The organism is Xanthomonas sp. NCPPB 2250, assembly GCF_056725265.1.
Window position 1 is genome coordinate 911,288 of the sequence record NZ_CM161520.1, and the last position, 18,054, is coordinate 929,341.

Annotated in this window: 16 protein-coding genes and 1 pseudogene; 13 read left to right on the forward strand and 4 right to left on the reverse strand. The window is 69.1% G+C overall.

The genetic code is table 11. The annotated features are described in order from the left end of the window. The first annotated feature begins 45 nt into the window (after window positions 1-45). Both AC1PMG_RS03810 and AC1PMG_RS03815 read left to right on the forward strand, forming a co-directional pair. A complete protein-coding gene (locus tag AC1PMG_RS03810) occupies window positions 46-2,151 on the forward strand; it encodes a prolyl oligopeptidase family serine peptidase (RefSeq protein WP_481110719.1) in 2,106 nt (701 codons plus the stop codon). A 74-nt stretch (window positions 2,152-2,225) separates the two neighbouring features. Beyond that, window positions 2,226-2,705: a hypothetical protein gene (locus AC1PMG_RS03815; protein WP_481110720.1), complete on the forward strand. Its 480-nt coding sequence runs from the start codon at window positions 2,226-2,228 to the stop codon at window positions 2,703-2,705. Window positions 2,706-2,714: 9 nt separating this feature from the next. On the opposite strand, the gene AC1PMG_RS03820 is transcribed toward AC1PMG_RS03815, so the two are convergent. Then, the gene (locus AC1PMG_RS03820) at window positions 2,715-3,926 is read right to left on the reverse strand and encodes a pyridoxal phosphate-dependent aminotransferase (RefSeq protein ID WP_481110721.1); all 1,212 of its coding nucleotides are present in this window, start codon (window positions 3,924-3,926) and stop codon (window positions 2,715-2,717) included. Between the two features lie 450 nt (window positions 3,927-4,376). On the opposite strand from AC1PMG_RS03820, the gene AC1PMG_RS03825 reads away from it, so the two are divergent. From AC1PMG_RS03825 to hslU, 9 genes are all read left to right on the forward strand, one after another. Beyond that, the gene (locus tag AC1PMG_RS03825; protein WP_481110722.1) at window positions 4,377-6,467 is read left to right on the forward strand and encodes a S9 family peptidase; all 2,091 of its coding nucleotides are present in this window, start codon (window positions 4,377-4,379) and stop codon (window positions 6,465-6,467) included. Window positions 6,468-7,008: 541 nt separating this feature from the next. Further along, a complete protein-coding gene (locus AC1PMG_RS03830) occupies window positions 7,009-7,389 on the forward strand; it encodes a YbaN family protein (protein WP_048491060.1) in 381 nt (126 codons plus the stop codon). 61 nt (window positions 7,390-7,450) lie between these two features. Further along, entirely contained in the window at window positions 7,451-7,702 is a 252-nt protein-coding gene (gene lptM, locus AC1PMG_RS03835; protein ID WP_017914634.1) for an LPS translocon maturation chaperone LptM, read from the forward strand. After that, entirely contained in the window at window positions 7,695-8,552 is an 858-nt protein-coding gene (gene dapF, locus AC1PMG_RS03840; protein ID WP_153750633.1) for a diaminopimelate epimerase, read from the forward strand. The genes lptM and dapF overlap by 8 nt, the downstream gene beginning before the upstream one ends. Beyond that, window positions 8,549-9,214, forward strand: a complete 666-nt coding sequence (locus AC1PMG_RS03845) for a DUF484 family protein (RefSeq protein WP_295844490.1) — start codon at window positions 8,549-8,551, stop codon at window positions 9,212-9,214. Before dapF ends, AC1PMG_RS03845 begins: the two co-directional genes overlap by 4 nt. Before the next feature lie 176 nt (window positions 9,215-9,390). After that, window positions 9,391-10,221 (forward strand): tyrosine recombinase XerC, encoded by an 831-nt coding sequence (gene xerC, locus AC1PMG_RS03850; protein WP_481110723.1) that lies wholly within the window; start codon window positions 9,391-9,393, stop codon window positions 10,219-10,221. 109 nt (window positions 10,222-10,330) lie between these two features. Further along, entirely contained in the window at window positions 10,331-10,561 is a 231-nt protein-coding gene (locus AC1PMG_RS03855) for a DUF3079 domain-containing protein (RefSeq protein WP_481110724.1), read from the forward strand. A 48-nt stretch (window positions 10,562-10,609) separates the two neighbouring features. Beyond that, window positions 10,610-11,161, forward strand: a complete 552-nt coding sequence (gene hslV, locus AC1PMG_RS03860) for an ATP-dependent protease subunit HslV (RefSeq protein WP_010341232.1) — start codon at window positions 10,610-10,612, stop codon at window positions 11,159-11,161. A gap of 99 nt (window positions 11,162-11,260) precedes the next feature. Next, on the forward strand, window positions 11,261-12,628 hold the full coding sequence (gene hslU, locus AC1PMG_RS03865) for an ATP-dependent protease ATPase subunit HslU (protein WP_026144567.1): 1,368 nt from the start codon (window positions 11,261-11,263) through the stop codon (window positions 12,626-12,628). A 699-nt stretch (window positions 12,629-13,327) separates the two neighbouring features. Here hslU and AC1PMG_RS03870 read toward each other — a convergent pair. The 3 genes from AC1PMG_RS03870 to AC1PMG_RS03880 form a co-directional block, all read right to left on the reverse strand. After that, a complete protein-coding gene (locus AC1PMG_RS03870; protein WP_481110725.1) occupies window positions 13,328-14,692 on the reverse strand; it encodes a DUF2252 domain-containing protein in 1,365 nt (454 codons plus the stop codon). A gap of 66 nt (window positions 14,693-14,758) precedes the next feature. Further along, window positions 14,759-15,946 (reverse strand): acetyltransferase domain-containing protein, encoded by a 1,188-nt coding sequence (locus tag AC1PMG_RS03875; protein ID WP_481110726.1) that lies wholly within the window; start codon window positions 15,944-15,946, stop codon window positions 14,759-14,761. Between the two features lie 245 nt (window positions 15,947-16,191). After that, on the reverse strand, window positions 16,192-16,647 hold the full coding sequence (locus tag AC1PMG_RS03880; RefSeq protein WP_010341927.1) for a nucleoside deaminase: 456 nt from the start codon (window positions 16,645-16,647) through the stop codon (window positions 16,192-16,194). Window positions 16,648-16,761: 114 nt separating this feature from the next. On the opposite strand from AC1PMG_RS03880, the gene ubiE reads away from it, so the two are divergent. After that, window positions 16,762-17,523, forward strand: a complete 762-nt coding sequence (ubiE, locus tag AC1PMG_RS03885) for a bifunctional demethylmenaquinone methyltransferase/2-methoxy-6-polyprenyl-1,4-benzoquinol methylase UbiE (protein WP_152243601.1) — start codon at window positions 16,762-16,764, stop codon at window positions 17,521-17,523. 415 nt (window positions 17,524-17,938) lie between these two features. Continuing rightward, window positions 17,939-18,040: pseudogene (locus tag AC1PMG_RS03890) on the forward strand (bifunctional demethylmenaquinone methyltransferase/2-methoxy-6-polyprenyl-1,4-benzoquinol methylase); the annotation flags it as partial. Window positions 18,041-18,054 lie beyond the last annotated feature (14 nt).

An 18,054-nucleotide genomic window follows, 5' to 3' on the forward strand; every position in this document is an offset into this window, starting at 1 on the left:
AGGCCGCGTGCTACGGTGCGGCGCTTTCCTTCCACGGATCCGAACATGTCCTCACTCGCACACGCCTGCCTGATCGCCGGCCTGCTCGCCGCCGGCACCGCCGCGGCCAAGGAAACCGCGATGCCCCAAGACCCCTACGCCTGGCTCGAAGACGTCACCGGCACCAAGGCGCTGGACTGGGTCAAGGCGCAGAACGCCAAGACCGAGGCGCGGCTGGCCGAGACCCCCGCCTTCAAGGCCCGCGAGGCCGGCATCCGCGAGGTGCTGGATTCCGACGCCAAGATCCCGGCCGTGCAGAAGATCGGCCCGTACTATTACAACCTGTGGAAGGACCGCGCCCACGAGCGCGGCCTGTGGCGCCGCACCACGCTCGATGAGTACCGCAAGCCCGAGCCGAAGTGGGAGACGGTGCTGGACCTGGACGCGCTGAACAAGGCCGAGGGCGAGAACTGGGTGTGGCATGGCGCCAACTGCCTGCGCCCGGAGTACCGCCGCTGCCTGATCGCGCTGTCGCGCGGCGGCGCCGACGCCGACGTCACCCGCGAGTTCGATCTGAGCACCAAGCAGTGGATCAAGGACGGCTTCTTCCGTCCAGAGGCCAAGGGCGGGCTGAGCTGGATCGATGCCGACACCGTCTACCTGTACACCGACTTCGGCCCCGGCTCGCTGACCAGCTCCGGCTACCCGCGCATCGTCAAGCAGTGGAAGCGCGGCACCCCGATGAGCAGCGCCACGCTGGTCTACGAGGGCAAGCCTGACGACATGTACATCGCCGCGATGCACGACGACACGCCTGGCTACGAGCGCGATTTCGTCAGCCGCACGCTGGCCTTCTACAACGACGAGATGTACCTGCGCGGCGCCGATGGCCGCCTGACCAAGATCGACGTGCCCAACTCGGCCAACAAGGGTGTGCACCGCCAGTGGTTGACCCTGGAACTGCGCGATCCGTGGACGGTGGGCGGCACGACCTACCCGGCCGGTGCGCTGCTGGTGACCAAGTTCGACGACTTCATGGCCGGCAAGCGCGACTTCCAGGTGCTGTTCACGCCCACCGAGACCGCGTCGCTGGCGTCCTTCGCCTGGACCAAGTCGCGGCTGGTGCTGAACGTGCTCGACGACGTCAAGAGCCGGCTGTGGGTGCTGACCCCGGGCGAGGGCGAGTGGGCGCGTGCAGCGTTCCCGGTCGGCGACCTGGCCTTCGGCAGCACCAGCGTCGATGCGGTCGATGCCGACGAGAACGACCAGGTGTGGCTGACTTCCACCGACTTCCTGACCCCGACCACGCTGATGCTGGCCGATGTGCAGCGCGGACCGAAGAGCATCGAGACGCTGAAGGCGATGCCGAGCTTCTTCGATGCGTCCAAGGACGAGATCGAGCAGCACTTCGCGGTGTCCAAGGACGGCACCAAGGTGCCGTACTTCCTGGTCCGGCCCAAGCAGCTCAAGGCCGATGGCAGCGCGCCGACCCTGCTGTACGCCTACGGTGGCTTCGAGATCTCGATGACCCCGTTCTACTCCGGCAGCCTGGGCCGCGCCTGGCTCGACCAGGGGGGCGTGTACGCGCTGGCCAACATCCGCGGCGGCGGCGAGTACGGCCCGCGCTGGCACCAGGCGGCGCTGAAGCAGAACCGGCACAAGGCCTACGAGGACATGGCGGCGGTGGCGCAGGACCTGGTCGCGCGCAAGATCACCTCGGCTAAGCACCTGGGCGTGCAGGGCGGCAGCAACGGCGGGCTGATGGCCGGCAACATGCTGATGCAGTACCCGCAGCTGTTCGGTGCGGTGGTGGTGCAGGTGCCGCTGCTGGACATGAAGCGCTACAGTCACCTGCTGGCCGGCGCGTCGTGGATGGCCGAGTACGGCAACCCGGACACCGACGACTGGAAGTTCATCCAGACCTTCTCGCCGTATCACCTGTTCGACCCGAAGAAGAACTATCCGCCGGTGATCTTCCTGACCTCCACCCGCGACGACCGCGTGCACCCGGGCCATGCGCGGAAGATGGCGGCGAAGATGATCGACGCCGGCAAGGACGTGACCTACTACGAGAACATCGAAGGTGGTCATGGCGGTGCAGCAAACAATGCGCAAGCTGCGCACATGCAGGCGCTGGCGTACAGCTTCCTGTGGGAGCGGTTGTCCAAGTGAGGCATGCGATCCGCGTCCCGGTCGGGGCGCGGATCGTCGCCTGGTTCTAGCGTGTCGCCTGCGGAGGCGTCATCATGCTGGTGAGTGTGCTGTTCGCGCTGGCGGCCAGCCAGTGCACGGTCGAACACGCGCGTTACGCGTTGCGCCACGATCCCGCGCTCACGGCGCGTTTCGTGGCGGTGGACAGCGGGCCGGACTGGCCCGCACAGCTGGCGCTGCGCCTGCACTCCACGCGCAGCGGCCACGATCGTTGGTTCCTGCCGGCCGATGGCGGCAGCGATGGACGCCAGACCCTGGTGTCCATTGCCGATCCGACCCGGCCCGGTTGGCAGCCGCCTTCTCCCGACGGCGGTGACCGCCCGCTCGGCGAGGCCGAGTACCTCGGCGCCGATGCCGCCTACGATCTGCTCGATGGCGTGCCGCGCCGCGGCACGCCGGCGCCTGCGCATTTCCTGGTGCCGGACCTGCGGCAACTGCTGTGGTACCGGACGCCTGCGCAGCAGCGCGAGCCGAGTGCGCGGCAGTTCTTCGACCGGGTGGGCTGCGACGACTGACGCGCTGCGTCAGCGCGCCCAGCGCTCCAGCCCGCGCGCGATTCGCGCCACCGCCTCCTGCAGTCGCGGCAGGCTCTGGGTATAGGCGATGCGCACGTGCTGGCGTGCGCGATGGCGGCCGAAATCCACGCCCGGGGTGAAAGCGACGTGCTCGGTCTCCAGGAAGTGCGCGCAGAACGCCTGCGCATCGTCGGTGAAAGCGGACACGTTGGCGTACAGGTAGAACGCGCCCTCCGGCTCGACGTCGATGCGGAAGCCGAGCGCGCGCAGTGCCGGCAGCAGGTAGTCGCGGCGCTGCGCGAATTCGGCGCGGCGCGCTTCCAGGATCTGCAGCGTTTCCGGCAGGAAGCAGGCCAGCGCCGCGTGCTGGGCGATGCTGGGCGCACTGATGTACAGGTTCTGCGCCAGCTTCTCCAGCGACGGCACCGCCGCGCGCGGCGCCACCAGCCAGCCCAGGCGCCAGCCGGTCATGCCGAAGTACTTGGAGAAACTGTTGAGCACATAGGCCTCGTCGTCGACCTCCAGCACGCTGGGCGCGTCGATGCCGTAGCTGAGGCCATGGTAGATCTCGTCCACCACCAGGTGCCCGCCGCGGGCGTGCAGCGTCTGCGACAGCGCCGCCAGTTCGTCGCGCGACAGCAGCGTGCCGGTGGGATTGGCCGGCGATGCCACCAGCGCGCCGACGCTGTCCGCGTTCCAGTGCCGCTGCAGCAGCTCTGGGGTCAGTTGGTAACGGCTGTCCGGGCCGACTGGCACCAGCTGCGCCGATCCTTCGACCAGGCGCAGGAAATGGCGATTGCACGGGTAACCGGGATCGGCCATCAGCCAATGGCGGCCCGGATCGACCAGCAGCGCGCTGGCCAGCAGCAGGGCGCCGGAGCCGCCGGGGGTGATCAGGATGCGTGCCGGATCCAGGTCGACGTCGTGACGCTGCCGGTAGAAGTCCGCCAGCGCCTGGCGCAGGGCGGGCAGGCCGCGCGCGGCGGTGTAGCGCGTATGGCCGGCGCCCAGCGCGGCCTGGCCGGCGGCGACGATCGGCGCGGCGGTGGTGAAGTCCGGTTCGCCGATTTCCAGGTGGATCACGTCGTGGCCGGCCTGTTCCAGTTCGTTGGCGCGGGCCAGCAAGGCCATGACGTGGAAGGGTTCGATCTCACGGCTGCGCTGGCTGTAGCCGGGCGCGGCGGGCGAGGCGCTGAGGGTGTCGCCAGGAAGGGAAGCCATGCGGCCGATGATAGAGGAGCGGGTTCCCGAGCGTGTTAGCCGCGTCCAGTCGGCGACGCTCGGCAGAGTGCGCGGTGGCTGTCGCGGCGCGACCCGAGGTGGGCGCTGCGCCTGGGCGAATCGGGCGTGGCTCCGGGGGACGCCCATCCCGTTGCATCTGGCGTTGCTTTCCTGGCGGTCGATCGTGCGGCGCGGCTCCATCCGCTTCGCTGGCCACGGCCGCGCGCGCGATGCCATCGAGGCACCACAGCTCGCCGATTGCCCTGAGTCGCAGGCCGCACGGCCTCGGCACGCTTGCCACGGCGCAGCGTTGCAGGGAGACTCGGCCGGCACTGCGCGGCGCCCGCCCGCTGCCGCCGCCCGGCCAAGGCGGTGCGTCCCGTTGCGTTACCGCCGCCGGAGCCCCATTAGATGCCTCACCGCCCCTTGCTAGCGAGCCTCGTCCTGCTCATGACCGCCTCCTTCGCTTCCTCCGCCTCCGCCGCCGCGGCCACCCCGCCGCATCCGGCCAAGCAGCCGCACGCGGTCAAGGCGCCGTTCGGCGCCGTTCGCCAGGACGCCTACTACTGGCTGCGCGACGACGCGCGCAAGAACCCGCAGATGCTGGCCTATCTCAACGCCGAGAACGCCTACGCCGACCAGGTGCTGAAGCCGTTGCAGCCGCTGGAAGACCGGCTGTACGAGGAGATCGTCGGGCGCATCAAGCAGGACGACAGCAGCGTGCCGTACCGCGAGCGCGGCTACTGGTACTACACCCGCTACGAGAGCGGCAAGGACTACCCGATCCAGGCGCGCCGCAAAGGCAGCATGGAAGCGCCGGAGGAGATCCTGCTCGACGTCAACGCCATGGCCGCCGGCAAGGGCTATTTCAGCGTCGGCGACGCGGCGGTCAGCCAGGACAACCGCATCCTGGCCTGGACCGAGGACGACGTGGGCCGCCGCCAGTACGCGGTGCGCTTCAAGAACCTGGACACCGGCGAGGTCTATGCCGACCGCATTCCCGGCGTGTCGCCGGACGTGGTCTGGGCCGACGACAACAAGACCCTGTTCTACGTCGAGAACGACCCGGAGACGCTGCTGACGGTGCGGGTCAAGAAGCACGTGCTGGGCACTCCGGCGGCGCAGGACGTGCTGGTCTACGAGGAAAAGGACGACAGCTTCTACATGGGCGTGGGCCGCACCCGCGACGACAAGTACATCGTCATCGGCGTCGAAAGCACCGTGTCCTCCGAGCAGCGCTATGCGCCGGCCGCCGATCCGCAGCGCTTCACCGTGCTGGCGCCGCGCGAGCGCGACGTCGAGTACCACGCCGACCACTTCGACGGCCGCTGGGTGATCCGTACCAACTGGAAGGCCAAGAACTACGCGCTGATGACCGCGCCCGATGGTGCTACCTCGCGCGACCAGTGGCAGAGCTGGCTGCCCTACGACGAGAATGTGTTCATCGACGGCTTCGAACTGTTCGACGGCTTCACCGCCATCGCCGAGCGCTCCGACGGCCTGGAGCGGATCCGCCTGCACTTCGCCGACGGCAAGGAGGAATACGTCAAGGCCGACGAGCCGGCGTACTCGATGGGTTTGTCGATCAACGCCGAGCCGGACACGCCGTGGCTGCGCTACAGCTACACCTCGCTGACCACCCCGGCCACCACCTACGAACTCAACACCCGCACCGGCGAGCGCAAGCTGCTCAAGCAGCAGCCGGTGATCGGCTACGACGCCAGCAAGTACCAGACCGAACGCGTCTGGGTGACCGCGCGCGACGGGGTCAAGGTGCCGGTGTCGCTGGTCTACAAGAAGGGCTTCAAGAAGGACGGCAGCGCCGCGCTGTACCAGTACGCCTACGGCAGCTACGGCATGTCCACCGATCCGGCGTTCAACCTGCCGGTGGTGAGCCTGCTCGACCGCGGCGTGGTCTACGCCATCGCGCACATCCGCGGCGGCCAGGAAATGGGCCGCGACTGGTACGACCAGGGCAAGCTGCTGCACAAGAAGAACACCTTCAACGACTTCATCGACGTCACCCGCGGGCTGGTGCAGCAGGGCTACGCCGCCCCGGATCGCGTCGCCGCGGCTGGCGGCAGCGCCGGCGGCCTGCTGATGGGCGCGGTGGCGAACATGGCGCCGAAGGACTACCGCGTGCTGGTGGCGCAGGTGCCGTTCGTGGACGTGGTCACCACCATGCTCGATCCGAGCATCCCGCTGACCACCAACGAGTACGACGAGTGGGGCAATCCAGAGCAGAAGGCGTACTACGACTACATGCTCAGCTACTCGCCCTACGACAACGTCAGCCGCCAGGCCTACCCGGCGATGTACGTCGGCACCGGCCTGTGGGATTCGCAGGTGCAGTACTGGGAGCCGGCCAAGTGGGTGGCCAAGCTGCGCGAGAACGACACCGGCAGCCAGCCGATCGTGTTCCGCGTCAACATGGAAGCCGGCCACGGCGGCAAGTCCGGCCGCTTCCGTCGCTACCGCGAAATGGCCGAGTCCTATGCCTTCATGCTGGACCAGCTGGGCGTGGAGCAACCGGCCAAGTGAGGGCCGCGCATCGGCTGGCCTGCGGGCTGGCCGAGGCGCAGGTGGGGCGGCTGGCGTGAGGCCGGCCCCTCCCGATGTTTGGTTGGATGGCGGATGGCCTGTGGCTTCACGCGTCGCGGCTGAAGCCGCTCCCACCGTGAGCATGGCGGCCGAGTCGGACCAGAAGGGTCGATGGCGGATGCGCCATGCCATGCAGCAGCGCTGACGGCTTGGCAATGCCTTGGGCGAGGGGCTTCGGTCCCGACTGCGCGGAGGTCGGACAAGCCGAAGGCTTCGCTCGTCGCGGCTGAAGCCGCTCCTACGGTGACCGGTGGACGGTAGACGGAACGCCTGATCACCGCGAGAGAGCCGGCAGTAGTGCTGGCGGCTTGGTCACTCTTTGTGGGAGGGACTTCAGTCCCGACTGCAATGCGTCGGATGCGCCGATGGCTTCCTCCATCCCGGCTGAGGCGGCCCCCACAGCCGCTGCCGCGCGGCTACCGCAGTCGCCTCGGCAGGTGGTCGGCGCCTGCCCGCGCCAGCGCAGGCTTATCATGCCGTCATGCGCACGCACTCCCGTTTCCGCTGGGCCTGGTGGCTGCTGGCCTATGCCAGCCTGGCGACCGGCATCGTCGGCATCTTCGTGCCGGGCTTGCCGACCACGGTGTTCGTGCTGATCGCCGCCTATGCTGCCGCGCGCGGCTCGCCGCGGCTGCGCCGGCGCCTGCTGCGCGATCCGCGCTTCGGCCGCAGCATCCGCGACTGGGAACGGCATGGCGCGGTCAGCCGCCGCGGCAAGTGGATGGCGACGCTGACCATGGCCGCGTGCGCGCTGGTGCTGCTGCTGTTCGTGCACCGGCTGTGGGTACAGGTGCTGGCGATCGGCTGCATGAGCGCGGTGGCGCTATGGCTGTGGTGGCGGCCGGAACCGCCGCGCGAGTGAGCGCGCTGTGTTGCGCGAGCGCGGCACAGCCGGTTCATGCCGGTGTGGCTATACTCGGCGCATGAGCACATCGTCCTCTTCTCCGATCCGTCTCGTTCTCTCCGCCGCTGCGTTGCTGGCCCTGGCCGGCTGCGGCAACAAGGGTCCGCTGGTGATGCCGCAGAAGCCGGTGCCGGTGGAAGCCGCGCCCGCCACGCCCGCGCCGGATGCGACGCCGCCGGCGACCACCGATCCCGCCGGGCAGGCACAGCCGGTGGACGGGCAGCGCCCGCCGGCCAACGACACCACCATGCCCACCAATGGGAATGAGTGAGGCCCGCCACGACGCGCGCCTGCGTTTCAGCAAGATGCAGGGCGCGGGCAACGATTTCGTGGTGCTCGACCTGCGCGACGGCACCCCGCCGCCGGACGCCGCACTGGCGGTGCGACTGGCCGACCGCCACTTCGGCGTCGGCTGCGACCAGATTCTGACCATCGAACCGCCGCGCGACGCCGCGGCGGTCGCCAGCTACCGCATCTGGAACACCGACGGCAGCGCCGCCGGGCAATGCGGCAACGGCGCACGCTGCGTCGCGGCCTGGCTGGTGCGCGACGGCAGTGCGCCGGCCGCGGACGATTTTGTCATCGAAAGCCCCGCCGGCAGTCACCACATCACCCGCAGCGCCACCGGCGAATTCGCCGTGGCGATGGGCGTGCCGCGCTTCGCGCCGGAGGACGTGCCGCTGGTCGGCTTCCCGCGTGCGCGCGACGAATACGTGCTGCCGCTGCAGGGCGGCAGCGTGCGCTTCGGCGCGGTGTCGATGGGCAACCCGCACGCGGTGCTGGAAGTGGGTCTGGTTGATGCAGCGCCGGTGGAGCGCCTGGGCCCGTTGCTGCAGCAGCATGCCTCGTTCCCGGATTCGGTCAACGTCGGCTTCGTGCAGGTGATCGACCGCGGCCACCTGCGCCTGCGCGTGTACGAGCGCGGCGTCGGCGAAACCCTGGCCTGCGGCAGCGGCGCCTGCGCGGCCGCCGCGGTGATGATGCAGCGCGGCCGGGTGGAGCGCGACGTGCGCGTCAGCCTGCCGGGCGGCGAACTGCGCGTGCAATGGCCGGAGGACACCGCACCGGTGGTGATGTCCGGGCCGGCGACGTTCGTCTTCGATGGAGAATGGATCCGATGAGCGACAGTCAGGACAAGATCGGTGCGCACGAGGTGGCGGCGTGGCTGCGGCGCCATCCCGGATTCCTCAAACAGTTTCCCGATCTGGCGCTGACCCTGGTGGTGCCGCGCGACGACGGCCCCACCGCGTCGCTGGCCAGCTACCAGTTGGAAGTGCTGCGCGACAAGAACCGCGAACTGTCGCGGCGGCTGGCCGATCTGGCCGCCAACGCGCAGGTCAACGAACGGCTGGCGGTGCGCACCCATCAGCTCACCCTGGCGCTGATGCGCCAGCGCAGCGCCGCCGACAGCGTGCGTGCGATGGCCGCCTCGCTGCAGGAGGATTTCCAGGGCGACCTGGTCAGCATCGTGCTGCTGCAGCCCTTGCCCGGCCTGGAGCAGGCGCCATGGCTGCAGGTGCTGGCGGCCGACGATGCGCGGCTGGCGCCGTTCCGCGATTGCCTGAAGGACGGCGAGCCGATCTGCGGCCGCCTGCAACCGGAAAAGCAGGCGCTGCTGTACGGCGAGCGCGTGGACGAGGTGCAATCCACTGCGCTGTTGCCGCTGCCCGGCCTGGGCCTGATCGCAGTCGGCAGCCGCGACCCGAACCGGTTCTATCCCGGCATGGGCACCTTGTTCCTGCGCATGATGGGCGAGGCGCTGGCGGTGGCGTTGCAGCGATGAGTGGGGCCGGGACTCGGGATCCGGGGCCCGGAACCCGGGACAACGCCGGAATCGGCGCTGCCGATCACCAGGCCGGGCAGGGCACTGCCGGCACCGCAAGCGATGCCGCTTCTCCCGGGTCCCGGGTCCCGGGTCCCGCGTCCCGGTTCCTCGCCTACCTGCAGGTCGAGCGGCGCATGTCCGCGCATACCCTGGACGCGTACCGGCGCGACCTGGCGGCGCTGGAGGCGTGGGCGGCCGCCAACCTGCTTGGCGAACCGGCCGCGCTCGATTCCGCGCAACTGCGCAACTTCATCGCCGCCGAGCACCGCCGCGGACTGTCGCCCAAGAGCCTGCAGCGGCGGTTGTCGGCCTGCCGCAGCTTCTATGCGTGGCTGCTCAAGCACGGTCACATCGCCACCAGCCCGGCCGCGTCACTGCGCGCGCCGAAGGCGCCACGCAAACTGCCGCAGGTGCTCGACGCCGACGAAGCGGTGCGCCTGGTCGAAGTGCCGACCGATGCGCCGCTGGGCCTGCGCGACCGCGCGCTGCTGGAGCTGTTCTATTCCTCCGGCCTGCGCCTGAGCGAACTGTGCGCGCTGCGCTGGCGCGATCTGGATTTCGTCGCCGGCATGGTCAGCGTGCTGGGCAAGGGCAACAAGCAGCGGCTGGTGCCGGTCGGCTCGCATGCGCGCACCGCGCTGCTGGCGTGGCGCGAGGAAAGCCGGGGCGAGGCCGCCGCGCCGGTGTTCCCGGGCCGTGGCGGGGCGCCGATCGGCGCGCGCGCGGTGCAGATCCGCATCAAGCAACTGGCCGGGCGCCAGGGCCTGTTCAAGCACGTGCATCCGCACATGCTGCGGCACAGTTTCGCCAGCCACATCCTGGAATCCTCCGGCGACCTGCGCGGCGTGCAGGAACTGCTCGGCCATGCCGACATCGCTACCACGCAGATCTACACGCATCTGGACTTCCAGCACCTGGCCAAGGTCTACGACGCATCGCACCCGCGCGCCAAGCGCAAGTCCTGACCGCGTGATCGCGGCCGACACGGCCGCTGTCGTTCCACGCTTGTTCTGGATCAAGGCGCGCCGGCGCAGACCGGACGACACTGCCCTCCCATGTCGCGAGGGCCCACTGATGGCCAACCCTTTTCCGCTGGCGCCGCGCCATCCCGAACGGCTGTGCTGGGGCTGCGACCGCGATTGCGCGGCACACGAACTGGGCTGCGGCAACGGTGTCGGACGCACCCTGCACCCGCTCGAGACCGAGGGCGAGGACTGGTACGTCGCGTGGGGCATCGCCGCCGATCCGGCACGGCCGGCGCATGTCCGACTCGGCGACGACCCGTCCGATCACGGCGACGCTTGAACCGCGCGCCGCCAGCCCCCACACCTGAGTCATCGCTCCGGAGGCCGCATGGATCCCAGTCAGAACCCCAATGTTTTCCACGCCACCACGATCCTGTCGGTGCGCCGCGATGGTCGTGTCGCCGTTGCCGGCGACGGCCAGGTGACCCTGGGCCACACCGTGATGAAGGGCAATGCGCGCAAGGTGCGCCGGCTCGGCCGCGAGGGCCAGGTGCTGGCCGGATTCGCCGGCGCCGCCGCCGATGCATTCACCCTGTTCGAACTGTTCGAGGCCAAGCTGGAGAAGCACGGCCAACTGACCCGCGCCGCGGTGGAGCTGGCCAAGGATTGGCGCACCGAGCGCCGCCTCGGCAAGCTCGAGGCGCTGCTGGCGGTCGCCGACAAGGAGACCTCGCTGATCATCAGCGGCACCGGCGATGTGATCGAACCGGAGGACGGCATCATCGCCATCGGCTCCGGCGGTTCCTACGCGCTGTCGGCGGCGCGCGCGCTGCTCGGCCACACCACGCTGGACGCCCGCACCATCGCCGTCGAAGCGCTGAACATCGCCGGCGACATCTGCATCTATACCAATCGCAACGTGGTGGTCGAAGAGCTGTGATTCGGGAGTCGGGATTGGGGATTCGCCGAGCGACTCCCTCCCGCTAGCCGACCACGCATCGATCTTTCCTCCTCCGCTCTTACGAATCCCCAATCCCCAATGCCAAATCCCGATACCTCCACCATGACCCCGCGCGAGATCGTGCAGGAGCTGGACCGCCACATCGTCGGCCAGCACGAGGCCAAGCGCGCGGTGGCGATCGCGCTGCGCAACCGCTGGCGGCGCATGCAGTTGCCCGACGCGCTGCGCAACGAAGTGATGCCGAAGAACATCCTGATGATCGGTCCCACCGGCGTCGGCAAGACCGAGATCGCGCGACGCCTGGCGACGCTGGCCAATGCGCCCTTCGTCAAGGTCGAGGCGACCCGCTTCACCGAGGTCGGCTACGTCGGCAAGGACGTGGAGCAGATCGTGCGCGACCTGGCCGACACCGCGGTCAAGCTGTACCGCGAGCAGGCCAAGACCCGCGTGCGCACGCAGGCCGAGGAGCGCGCCGAGGACCGCATCCTCGATGCGCTGCTGCCGCGGCGCAGCGCCGGCATCGGCTTCGATCCGGAAGCCGCGCGCAACGAGCCTTCGGCGCAGGACAGCGACACCCGCAGCAAGTTCCGCCGCATGCTGCGCGCCGGCGAACTGGACGAGCGCGAGATCGAACTGGATGTCGCGGTCAACGTCAGCATGGACATCATGACCCCGCCGGGCATGGAGGAAATGGGCCAGCAGTTGCGGCAGATGTTCTCCAACCTGGGCGGCGGCAAGTCGCAGTCGCGCAAGCTGACCATCAAGGCCGCGCGGCCGCTGCTGATCGAGGAAGAGGCCGGCAAGCTGGTCAACGAGGACGACGTGCGCGCCGCGGCGATCGAGGCCTGCGAACAGCACGGCATCGTGTTCATCGACGAGATCGACAAGGTGGCCAAGCGCAGCGAGGCCGGCGCCACCGGTGGCGACGTCTCGCGCGAAGGCGTGCAGCGCGATCTGCTGCCGCTGGTGGAAGGCTCCAACGTCAGCACCAAGTACGGCACGGTCAAGACCGACCACATCCTGTTCATCGCCTCCGGCGCGTTCCACCTCGCCAAGCCCAGCGACCTGATTCCGGAACTGCAGGGCCGCTTCCCGATCCGGGTGGAGCTGTCGGCGCTGTCGAAGGACGACTTCATCCGCATCCTCACCGAGCCGAAGGCAGCGCTGACCAAGCAGTACGAAGCGCTGTTGCTGACCGAGGGCGTGAGCCTGCGCTTCACCGACGACGCCATCGCGCGCCTGGCGGAGATCGCGTTCCTGGTCAACGAGCGCCAAGAGAACATCGGCGCGCGGCGCCTGCACACCGTGCTCGAGCGCCTGCTCGACACGCTGAGCTACGAAGCCCCGGACCGCGACGGGCAGAGCGTCACCGTGGACGCGGCCTACGTCGATGCGCACCTGGGCGAGCTGGTGCAGGACCCGGACCTGAGCCGGTACATCCTGTAATTCCGGGTCGACGCACGCCCGCGATGCGTTCCCCTTTGTGGGAGTCAACTGTCATGCAACCACGACGAACTGAGTAGGCGGACGATCTGAACTCGGAAGCCGTCGTGCCTGATCCCACAAAAGGCGACGAAGGTCCCTCCCACATCGCGCCCGGACAGCGATCACCACGAGTCCCTGTGTGAGTCGCGGTCGCTTGGCTTTGGCTCTTGCCCTTGCTTTTGACTTGCTGGGTTCCCTTCTGAAGCGGCGGCCATCGCGGGGAAAAACCCGAAGGGCGGCGCACAGGGATGTGCGCCGTCCGCGGCAGGGGCAGGATGCCCCTTCCGCGGATCCCCGTGATGGACGCGGACCCGGAGCGCGTTAGCGCGGAGGGCGCGAGGCAGGGCGCGCTTTCTTTTGGTTACCTTTTCTTTGCGCGAGCAAAGAAAAGTAACTCGCCCGCAAGGGCGAAAGCCTTTGCTTTCGCTTGAGATTTGCGTGTCGGACGAAAAGAAGAACCGTAGACATAACGCCATCAGGGCTCCATGTCCAGATACAAGGAGCGACTTCAGTAGTGACGGGACTTGCCGGTAACGCCTCGTCGCGACTGATCCCACAAAAGGGGACGAGAGTCGCTCCGACAGGAGAGCGTGCCGCAGGCCGGGTATGTTTCCCGCAGCGCCAAGACGGCGTGGGCGATCCCGGCCACCCCCGCCGCGTTCAATACAGCGGCGTGCCCGCCTTGTACGCGGCCACGAACGACTGCCAGTCCAGTTGCACCTGCGCGGCGTAGTCGAACGCGAACTGGCGCAGTTCCGATTTCAGGCCGCTCTTGCTGCTGGCCGCCTGGTCGATCTGCTTGTCGATGCTGTAGGGCACCACGTTCGGGTCGTAGTCCTGGTCGGCCAGCGCATGCGCCGAGGCCAGGGCCTGACCCAGGTAGGTGGCGGCGGTGGCGAGCTTGCCGGCGCTGTCCAGCGCGGTCGGGTCCAGGTCCTGCTGGAACGGGGATTTCTCGTGCACGTAAAACGGGGTGCCGTTGACGCTGGCGTAGCCGACCAGCACGTCGGCGTCGATGGTCTGCGCCTTGGCGGTGCGCGCCACCCGCGCGCCCTCGTTGTTGTCGTAGGTGGAGGCCGGCATCTGCGACGGCGCGGCCACGGCGACCACGCTGGCCGCTTCCTGCTTCCACTCCAGGATCACGTCGTCGCTGGTCGACGCGCTGGAGCCTTCGATCAGCACGTACAGGCGCAGGCGGCCGAGGCTGCCGGTGCCCGAGCCCAGCTTCTGGCGCACGTCCTTGATGCTGTAGTAGCTGGCCGCATAGCGCTTGGACGCGGCGATCGAGCCGATGTAGCCGTTCATCGCCGCGGCCACCGCCGAGGCGGTGCCGGCGTCCACCGCGACCAGGTTGTCCAGGTTCTGGAACTGGCGCTTGCCGCCGTTGACCACCGTGTACTTGGACAGCAGGCTGCTGCGGCTCTTGCCGTCGGCGCTGTCGATGATCTTGGCCACCGCGCCGCTGGTGTTGCGCTTGCTCAGCTGGAAGCTTTCTTCGGCGTCGCTGCCGCGGAAATCGGCGATCTTGTCCAGGTAGGCGCCGACCATGGTGTCGATGGCGTCGCCGATTTCGCTGTCGGAGAGGCCGTTGTCGCGCCCGGCCAGGACCATGCTCGCGGCCAGCCGGCGCAGGTCCCACACGTACTGGCCGAGGTGGCCTTCGTCGAAGTCGGCGACCTTGAACACCGCCTTGCCGCTGCTGTCGCGCGCCGCATCGAAGTTGCCGAGGTGGGTGTCGCCGCCGAGCCAGGTGTAGCCGGTCTGCGGGGAGGTCCACAGCGATCCCGGCAGGGTCGTCATGTCCTGGTAGAAAATATGGTCGGTGCCGCGGTAGAAGGCGTAGGCGCCGGTGGCCATGGTCGCCATCTTGGTGTCCAGCTCGGCGCGCTGCGCGGCGTAGGGATGGTTGTAGTCGTGGATCTGCTGCACCACCCAGGCGTCGCGCTTGCTCGCCGCGTTCGCGCATCCGGCGCAGGCGGCGAGGGTCAGGCCGATCAGCAGCAACTGCGGCAGGCGGGTGGACATCGCAGGTCTCCAGGCGCGAACGAGGGAACCGGCAGTCGATCACGCCTGCATTGCACGCAGATGAACCTAGAAGTAGCGCAGCCAGCCCAGGTCGCGGCGCCGCGCCTTCAGCCGCGCGAACGCGGCGGTGGGCCAGTACAGGGCCAGGCCCAGCAAGGCGGCGATCGCCCACAGCGCGGCCACGCTGTCCACACCGAACAGGTCGCCCTGGTTGGCGCCCCACAGCGCCAGCGCGGCCAGGTAGGCGAGCTTCAGCACGTACAGGTGCAGCAGATAGAAGAACATCGGCGCCGCGCCGATCGTCGCCAGCGGCGCCAGGGTCCGGGCCACGGCGGGATGTTCATACAGGCGCAGCAACAGCAGGCCCACGCCCAGGGTCAGCAGTAGGAACTGCAGCGACGGCGGGTACTTGGTGACGTTGAAGAAGCTCATCGCGGTATGCGCGAGGTCGTCCTGCGCCTGCCAGGGCGCATCGCCGTAGCCGTTGTGCCAGCGCAGCAGGTGGAAGCCGGCCAGCGCGCCCAGCCCCCAGGCCAGCAGGCGCTGCTGGCGTTGCGCCGGCTCGGCGGCGGCGCCGTACCAGGGGCCGGCGGCATAGCCGAGCGCGATCACCCCGATCCACGGCAGTACCGGGTAGGAGGTGCGCAGACGCAGCTCGCCCAACTCCAGCCAGCGCCGGTCGTGCAGCACCGCCCAGGCGGCCGCGAGCGGGCCGTCGCCCTGCACCTGCACCGCGTCCAGCAGGTGGTGGCCGGCGACCAGGGCCGCGCCGAGCAGGGCCAGCGCCGGCCGCGGCAGCCACAGCAGTGCGGCCAGGGCGAGCATGCTCAGGCCGATCGCCCAGATCACCTGCAGGTACAGCGCCTGCGGCGGGAAGGCGCCGCTCCAGGCCAGGTTGACCAGGGTCAGCTCCAGCGCGATCAGGAACAGGCCGCGCTTGAGCAGGAAGCGGGCGGCCGCCGCGCGCCCGTCGGCCTGCCGGGACGCGTACAGCCAGGCCGACAGGCCGGTGAGGAACACGAACACCGGCGCACACAGGTGGGCGAGGGTGCGCGCGACGAACAGCGCCGGCGCGGTCCCTTCCACCTCCATCGGGTCGCCGACCGGGTGGTGCAGGTAGAAGGTCTCGCGCACGTGGTCGAGCAGCATCAGCAGCATCACCGTGCCGCGCAGCAGGTCGATCGAGGCCAGTCGCGCGGCGGGCGTCGCGGGAACGGCGAGGGAGGTGGGCGAAGCGAGGGCAACAGACGGCATGCGGTGAGATTGGTGTCGATTTTGAAACAATATAACACTCGACTGGCAGGCCCCTTCCCGCCGCTGCTGGCGCTGGGGTACTCAGGCTTGGCCGCGCCGGGGTGCCGGCGCGGCGGCGGCGAGGGGCGGGCGGGGCAAGCCGGCGCGCCAGGTTGGCGTCGCTCGGCATGGCCTGGTGTCGGCCCGTGGGCGCATCGGCGGGCGTCCTGCCTGGTGCGCCGAGCGCGGCGCCCGCGGCGGACCGCTCAGTCCTCGCCGATGTCCTCGTTCCACACGTCCGGGTGCGCGGCGATGAAGCCGCCGAGCAGGTCGATGCACTCCTGGCTGTGCAGGTCGATGACCTCCACGCCGCTCTCGCGCAGCCAGTCGATGCCGCCCTGGAAGGTCACCGATTCGCCGACCACCACGGTGCCGATGTTGAACTGCCGCACCAGGCCGCTGCAGTACCAGCACGGCGCCAGGGTGGTGACCATGATGGTGTCCTTGTAACGGCGCTGGCGTCCGGCCTTGCGGAAGGCATCGGTCTCGCCGTGCACGGACGGGTCGCCTTCCTGCACGCGGCGGTTGTGGCCGCAGCCGAGCAGGCGGCCGTCGCGGTGGTACAGGGCGGCGCCGATCGGGATGCCGCCTTCGGCCAGGCCCTGGCGGGCTTCGGCGATGGCGGTGTCGAGCAGGGCGCGGTAGTCGGGCGTGGTCAGCATGGCATGGCCTGGGGGAACGGGAGTCTGACCGCAGTCTGGCGCAGGCGGCCGGCGGCTGTCATCCCGGGTGGCGCTTCACCGGCACGGAGCGGCCGGCAGTGCGATAATCCCGGCATGAGCGAATCTCCCTACAAATCCGGCACCACCCATTTCGGCTTCCGCGACGTCGCCGCCAAGGACAAGCAGAAGCTGGTCGGCGAGGTCTTCACTTCGGTCGCCGGCAACTACGACCTGATGAACGACCTGATGAGCATGGGCATCCATCGGGTCTGGAAGCGCTATTTCGTCGCCACCGCGCAGGTCAAGCCGGGCGACCGCGTGCTCGACCTGGCCGGCGGCACCGGCGACATCGCCGCGCTGCTGAAGGACCGGGTCGGCGCCGACGGCGAGATCGTGCTGGGCGACATCAACGCCGGCATGCTCTCGGTGGGCCGCGACCGCCTCACCAACCGCGGCCTGGTCGCGGGCCTGGATTACGTGCAGTGCAACGCCGAGGCGCTGCCGTTCCCGGACCAGAGCTTCGACCTGGTGACCATCGCCTTCGGCCTACGCAACGTCACCGACAAGGACGCGGCGCTGCGCGAGATGTATCGCGTGCTCAAGGTCGGCGGCCAGGCGCGGGTGCTGGAGTTCTCCGAGGTCACCGCCGACTGGTTCAAGCCGCTGTACGACTTCCATTCGTTCAAGGTGCTGCCGCGCCTGGGCCAGCTGTTCGCCAAGGACGCCGACAGCTACCAGTACCTGGCCGAGAGCATCCGCAAGCATCCGCCGCAGGACGCGCTGAAGGCGATGATGGAAGAGGCCGGCTTCGCCCGCAGCCACTACAAGAATCTCACCGGCGGGATCGTGGCGATCCATTCGGGCTACAAGATCTGAGAAGCCGGGAATCGGGAGTGGGGATTCGGGAATCGTAAGAGCGGGCGATCTGTCGCCCACCGATCGCGGCGCTGGGCTGTTCTTGTGGGAGGGACTTCAGTCCCGACGCGCGGTCCGGCGGTGCCGGCGCAGTATCTGCCACAGAAAGCCGGGATTCGGGAATCGGGATTGGGGAATCGCAAGCGCGGGCGATCGGTTGCCGACCGAACGCGGCGCTGGGCTGTCCTTGTGGGAGGAACTTCGGTCCCGACGCGCGGTCCGGCGGTGCCGGTGCAGCATCTGCCACAGAAAGCCGGGATTCGGGAATCGGGATTGGGGAATCGCAAGAGCAGGCGGTCGGTGCTGACCGATCGCGGGCCCTGTGCCGTCTTTGCGGGAGGGACTTCAGTCCCCACGCGCGGTCCTGCGGTGCCGGCGCAAGCATTCGCCGCGGGACGCGAGGGCAAGGATGGAAGCAGCCGGCTTCGCCCGCAACCACTACAAGAACCCTGCCGGCGGCATCGTGGCGATCCACTCGGCGACAAGATCTGA

Bases quoted from the DNA above. Each gene is read 5' to 3' on its own strand.
- AC1PMG_RS03810 (WP_481110719.1), top strand. From the start codon at position 46: ATGTCCTCACTCGCACACGCCTGCCTGATCGCCGGCCTGCTCGCCGCC.
- AC1PMG_RS03815 (WP_481110720.1), top strand. From the start codon at position 2,226: ATGCTGGTGAGTGTGCTGTTCGCGCTGGCGGCCAGCCAGTGCACGGTC.
- AC1PMG_RS03820 (WP_481110721.1), bottom strand. From the start codon at position 3,926: ATGGCTTCCCTTCCTGGCGACACCCTCAGCGCCTCGCCCGCCGCGCCC.
- AC1PMG_RS03825 (WP_481110722.1), top strand. From the start codon at position 4,377: ATGACCGCCTCCTTCGCTTCCTCCGCCTCCGCCGCCGCGGCCACCCCG.
- AC1PMG_RS03830 (WP_048491060.1), top strand. From the start codon at position 7,009: ATGCGCACGCACTCCCGTTTCCGCTGGGCCTGGTGGCTGCTGGCCTAT.
- lptM (WP_017914634.1), top strand. From the start codon at position 7,451: ATGAGCACATCGTCCTCTTCTCCGATCCGTCTCGTTCTCTCCGCCGCT.
- dapF (WP_153750633.1), top strand. From the start codon at position 7,695: ATGAGTGAGGCCCGCCACGACGCGCGCCTGCGTTTCAGCAAGATGCAG.
- AC1PMG_RS03845 (WP_295844490.1), top strand. From the start codon at position 8,549: ATGAGCGACAGTCAGGACAAGATCGGTGCGCACGAGGTGGCGGCGTGG.
- xerC (WP_481110723.1), top strand. From the start codon at position 9,391: ATGTCCGCGCATACCCTGGACGCGTACCGGCGCGACCTGGCGGCGCTG.
- AC1PMG_RS03855 (WP_481110724.1), top strand. From the start codon at position 10,331: ATGGCCAACCCTTTTCCGCTGGCGCCGCGCCATCCCGAACGGCTGTGC.
- hslV (WP_010341232.1), top strand. From the start codon at position 10,610: ATGGATCCCAGTCAGAACCCCAATGTTTTCCACGCCACCACGATCCTG.
- hslU (WP_026144567.1), top strand. From the start codon at position 11,261: ATGCCAAATCCCGATACCTCCACCATGACCCCGCGCGAGATCGTGCAG.
- AC1PMG_RS03870 (WP_481110725.1), bottom strand. From the start codon at position 14,692: ATGTCCACCCGCCTGCCGCAGTTGCTGCTGATCGGCCTGACCCTCGCC.
- AC1PMG_RS03875 (WP_481110726.1), bottom strand. From the start codon at position 15,946: ATGCCGTCTGTTGCCCTCGCTTCGCCCACCTCCCTCGCCGTTCCCGCG.
- AC1PMG_RS03880 (WP_010341927.1), bottom strand. From the start codon at position 16,647: ATGCTGACCACGCCCGACTACCGCGCCCTGCTCGACACCGCCATCGCC.
- ubiE (WP_152243601.1), top strand. From the start codon at position 16,762: ATGAGCGAATCTCCCTACAAATCCGGCACCACCCATTTCGGCTTCCGC.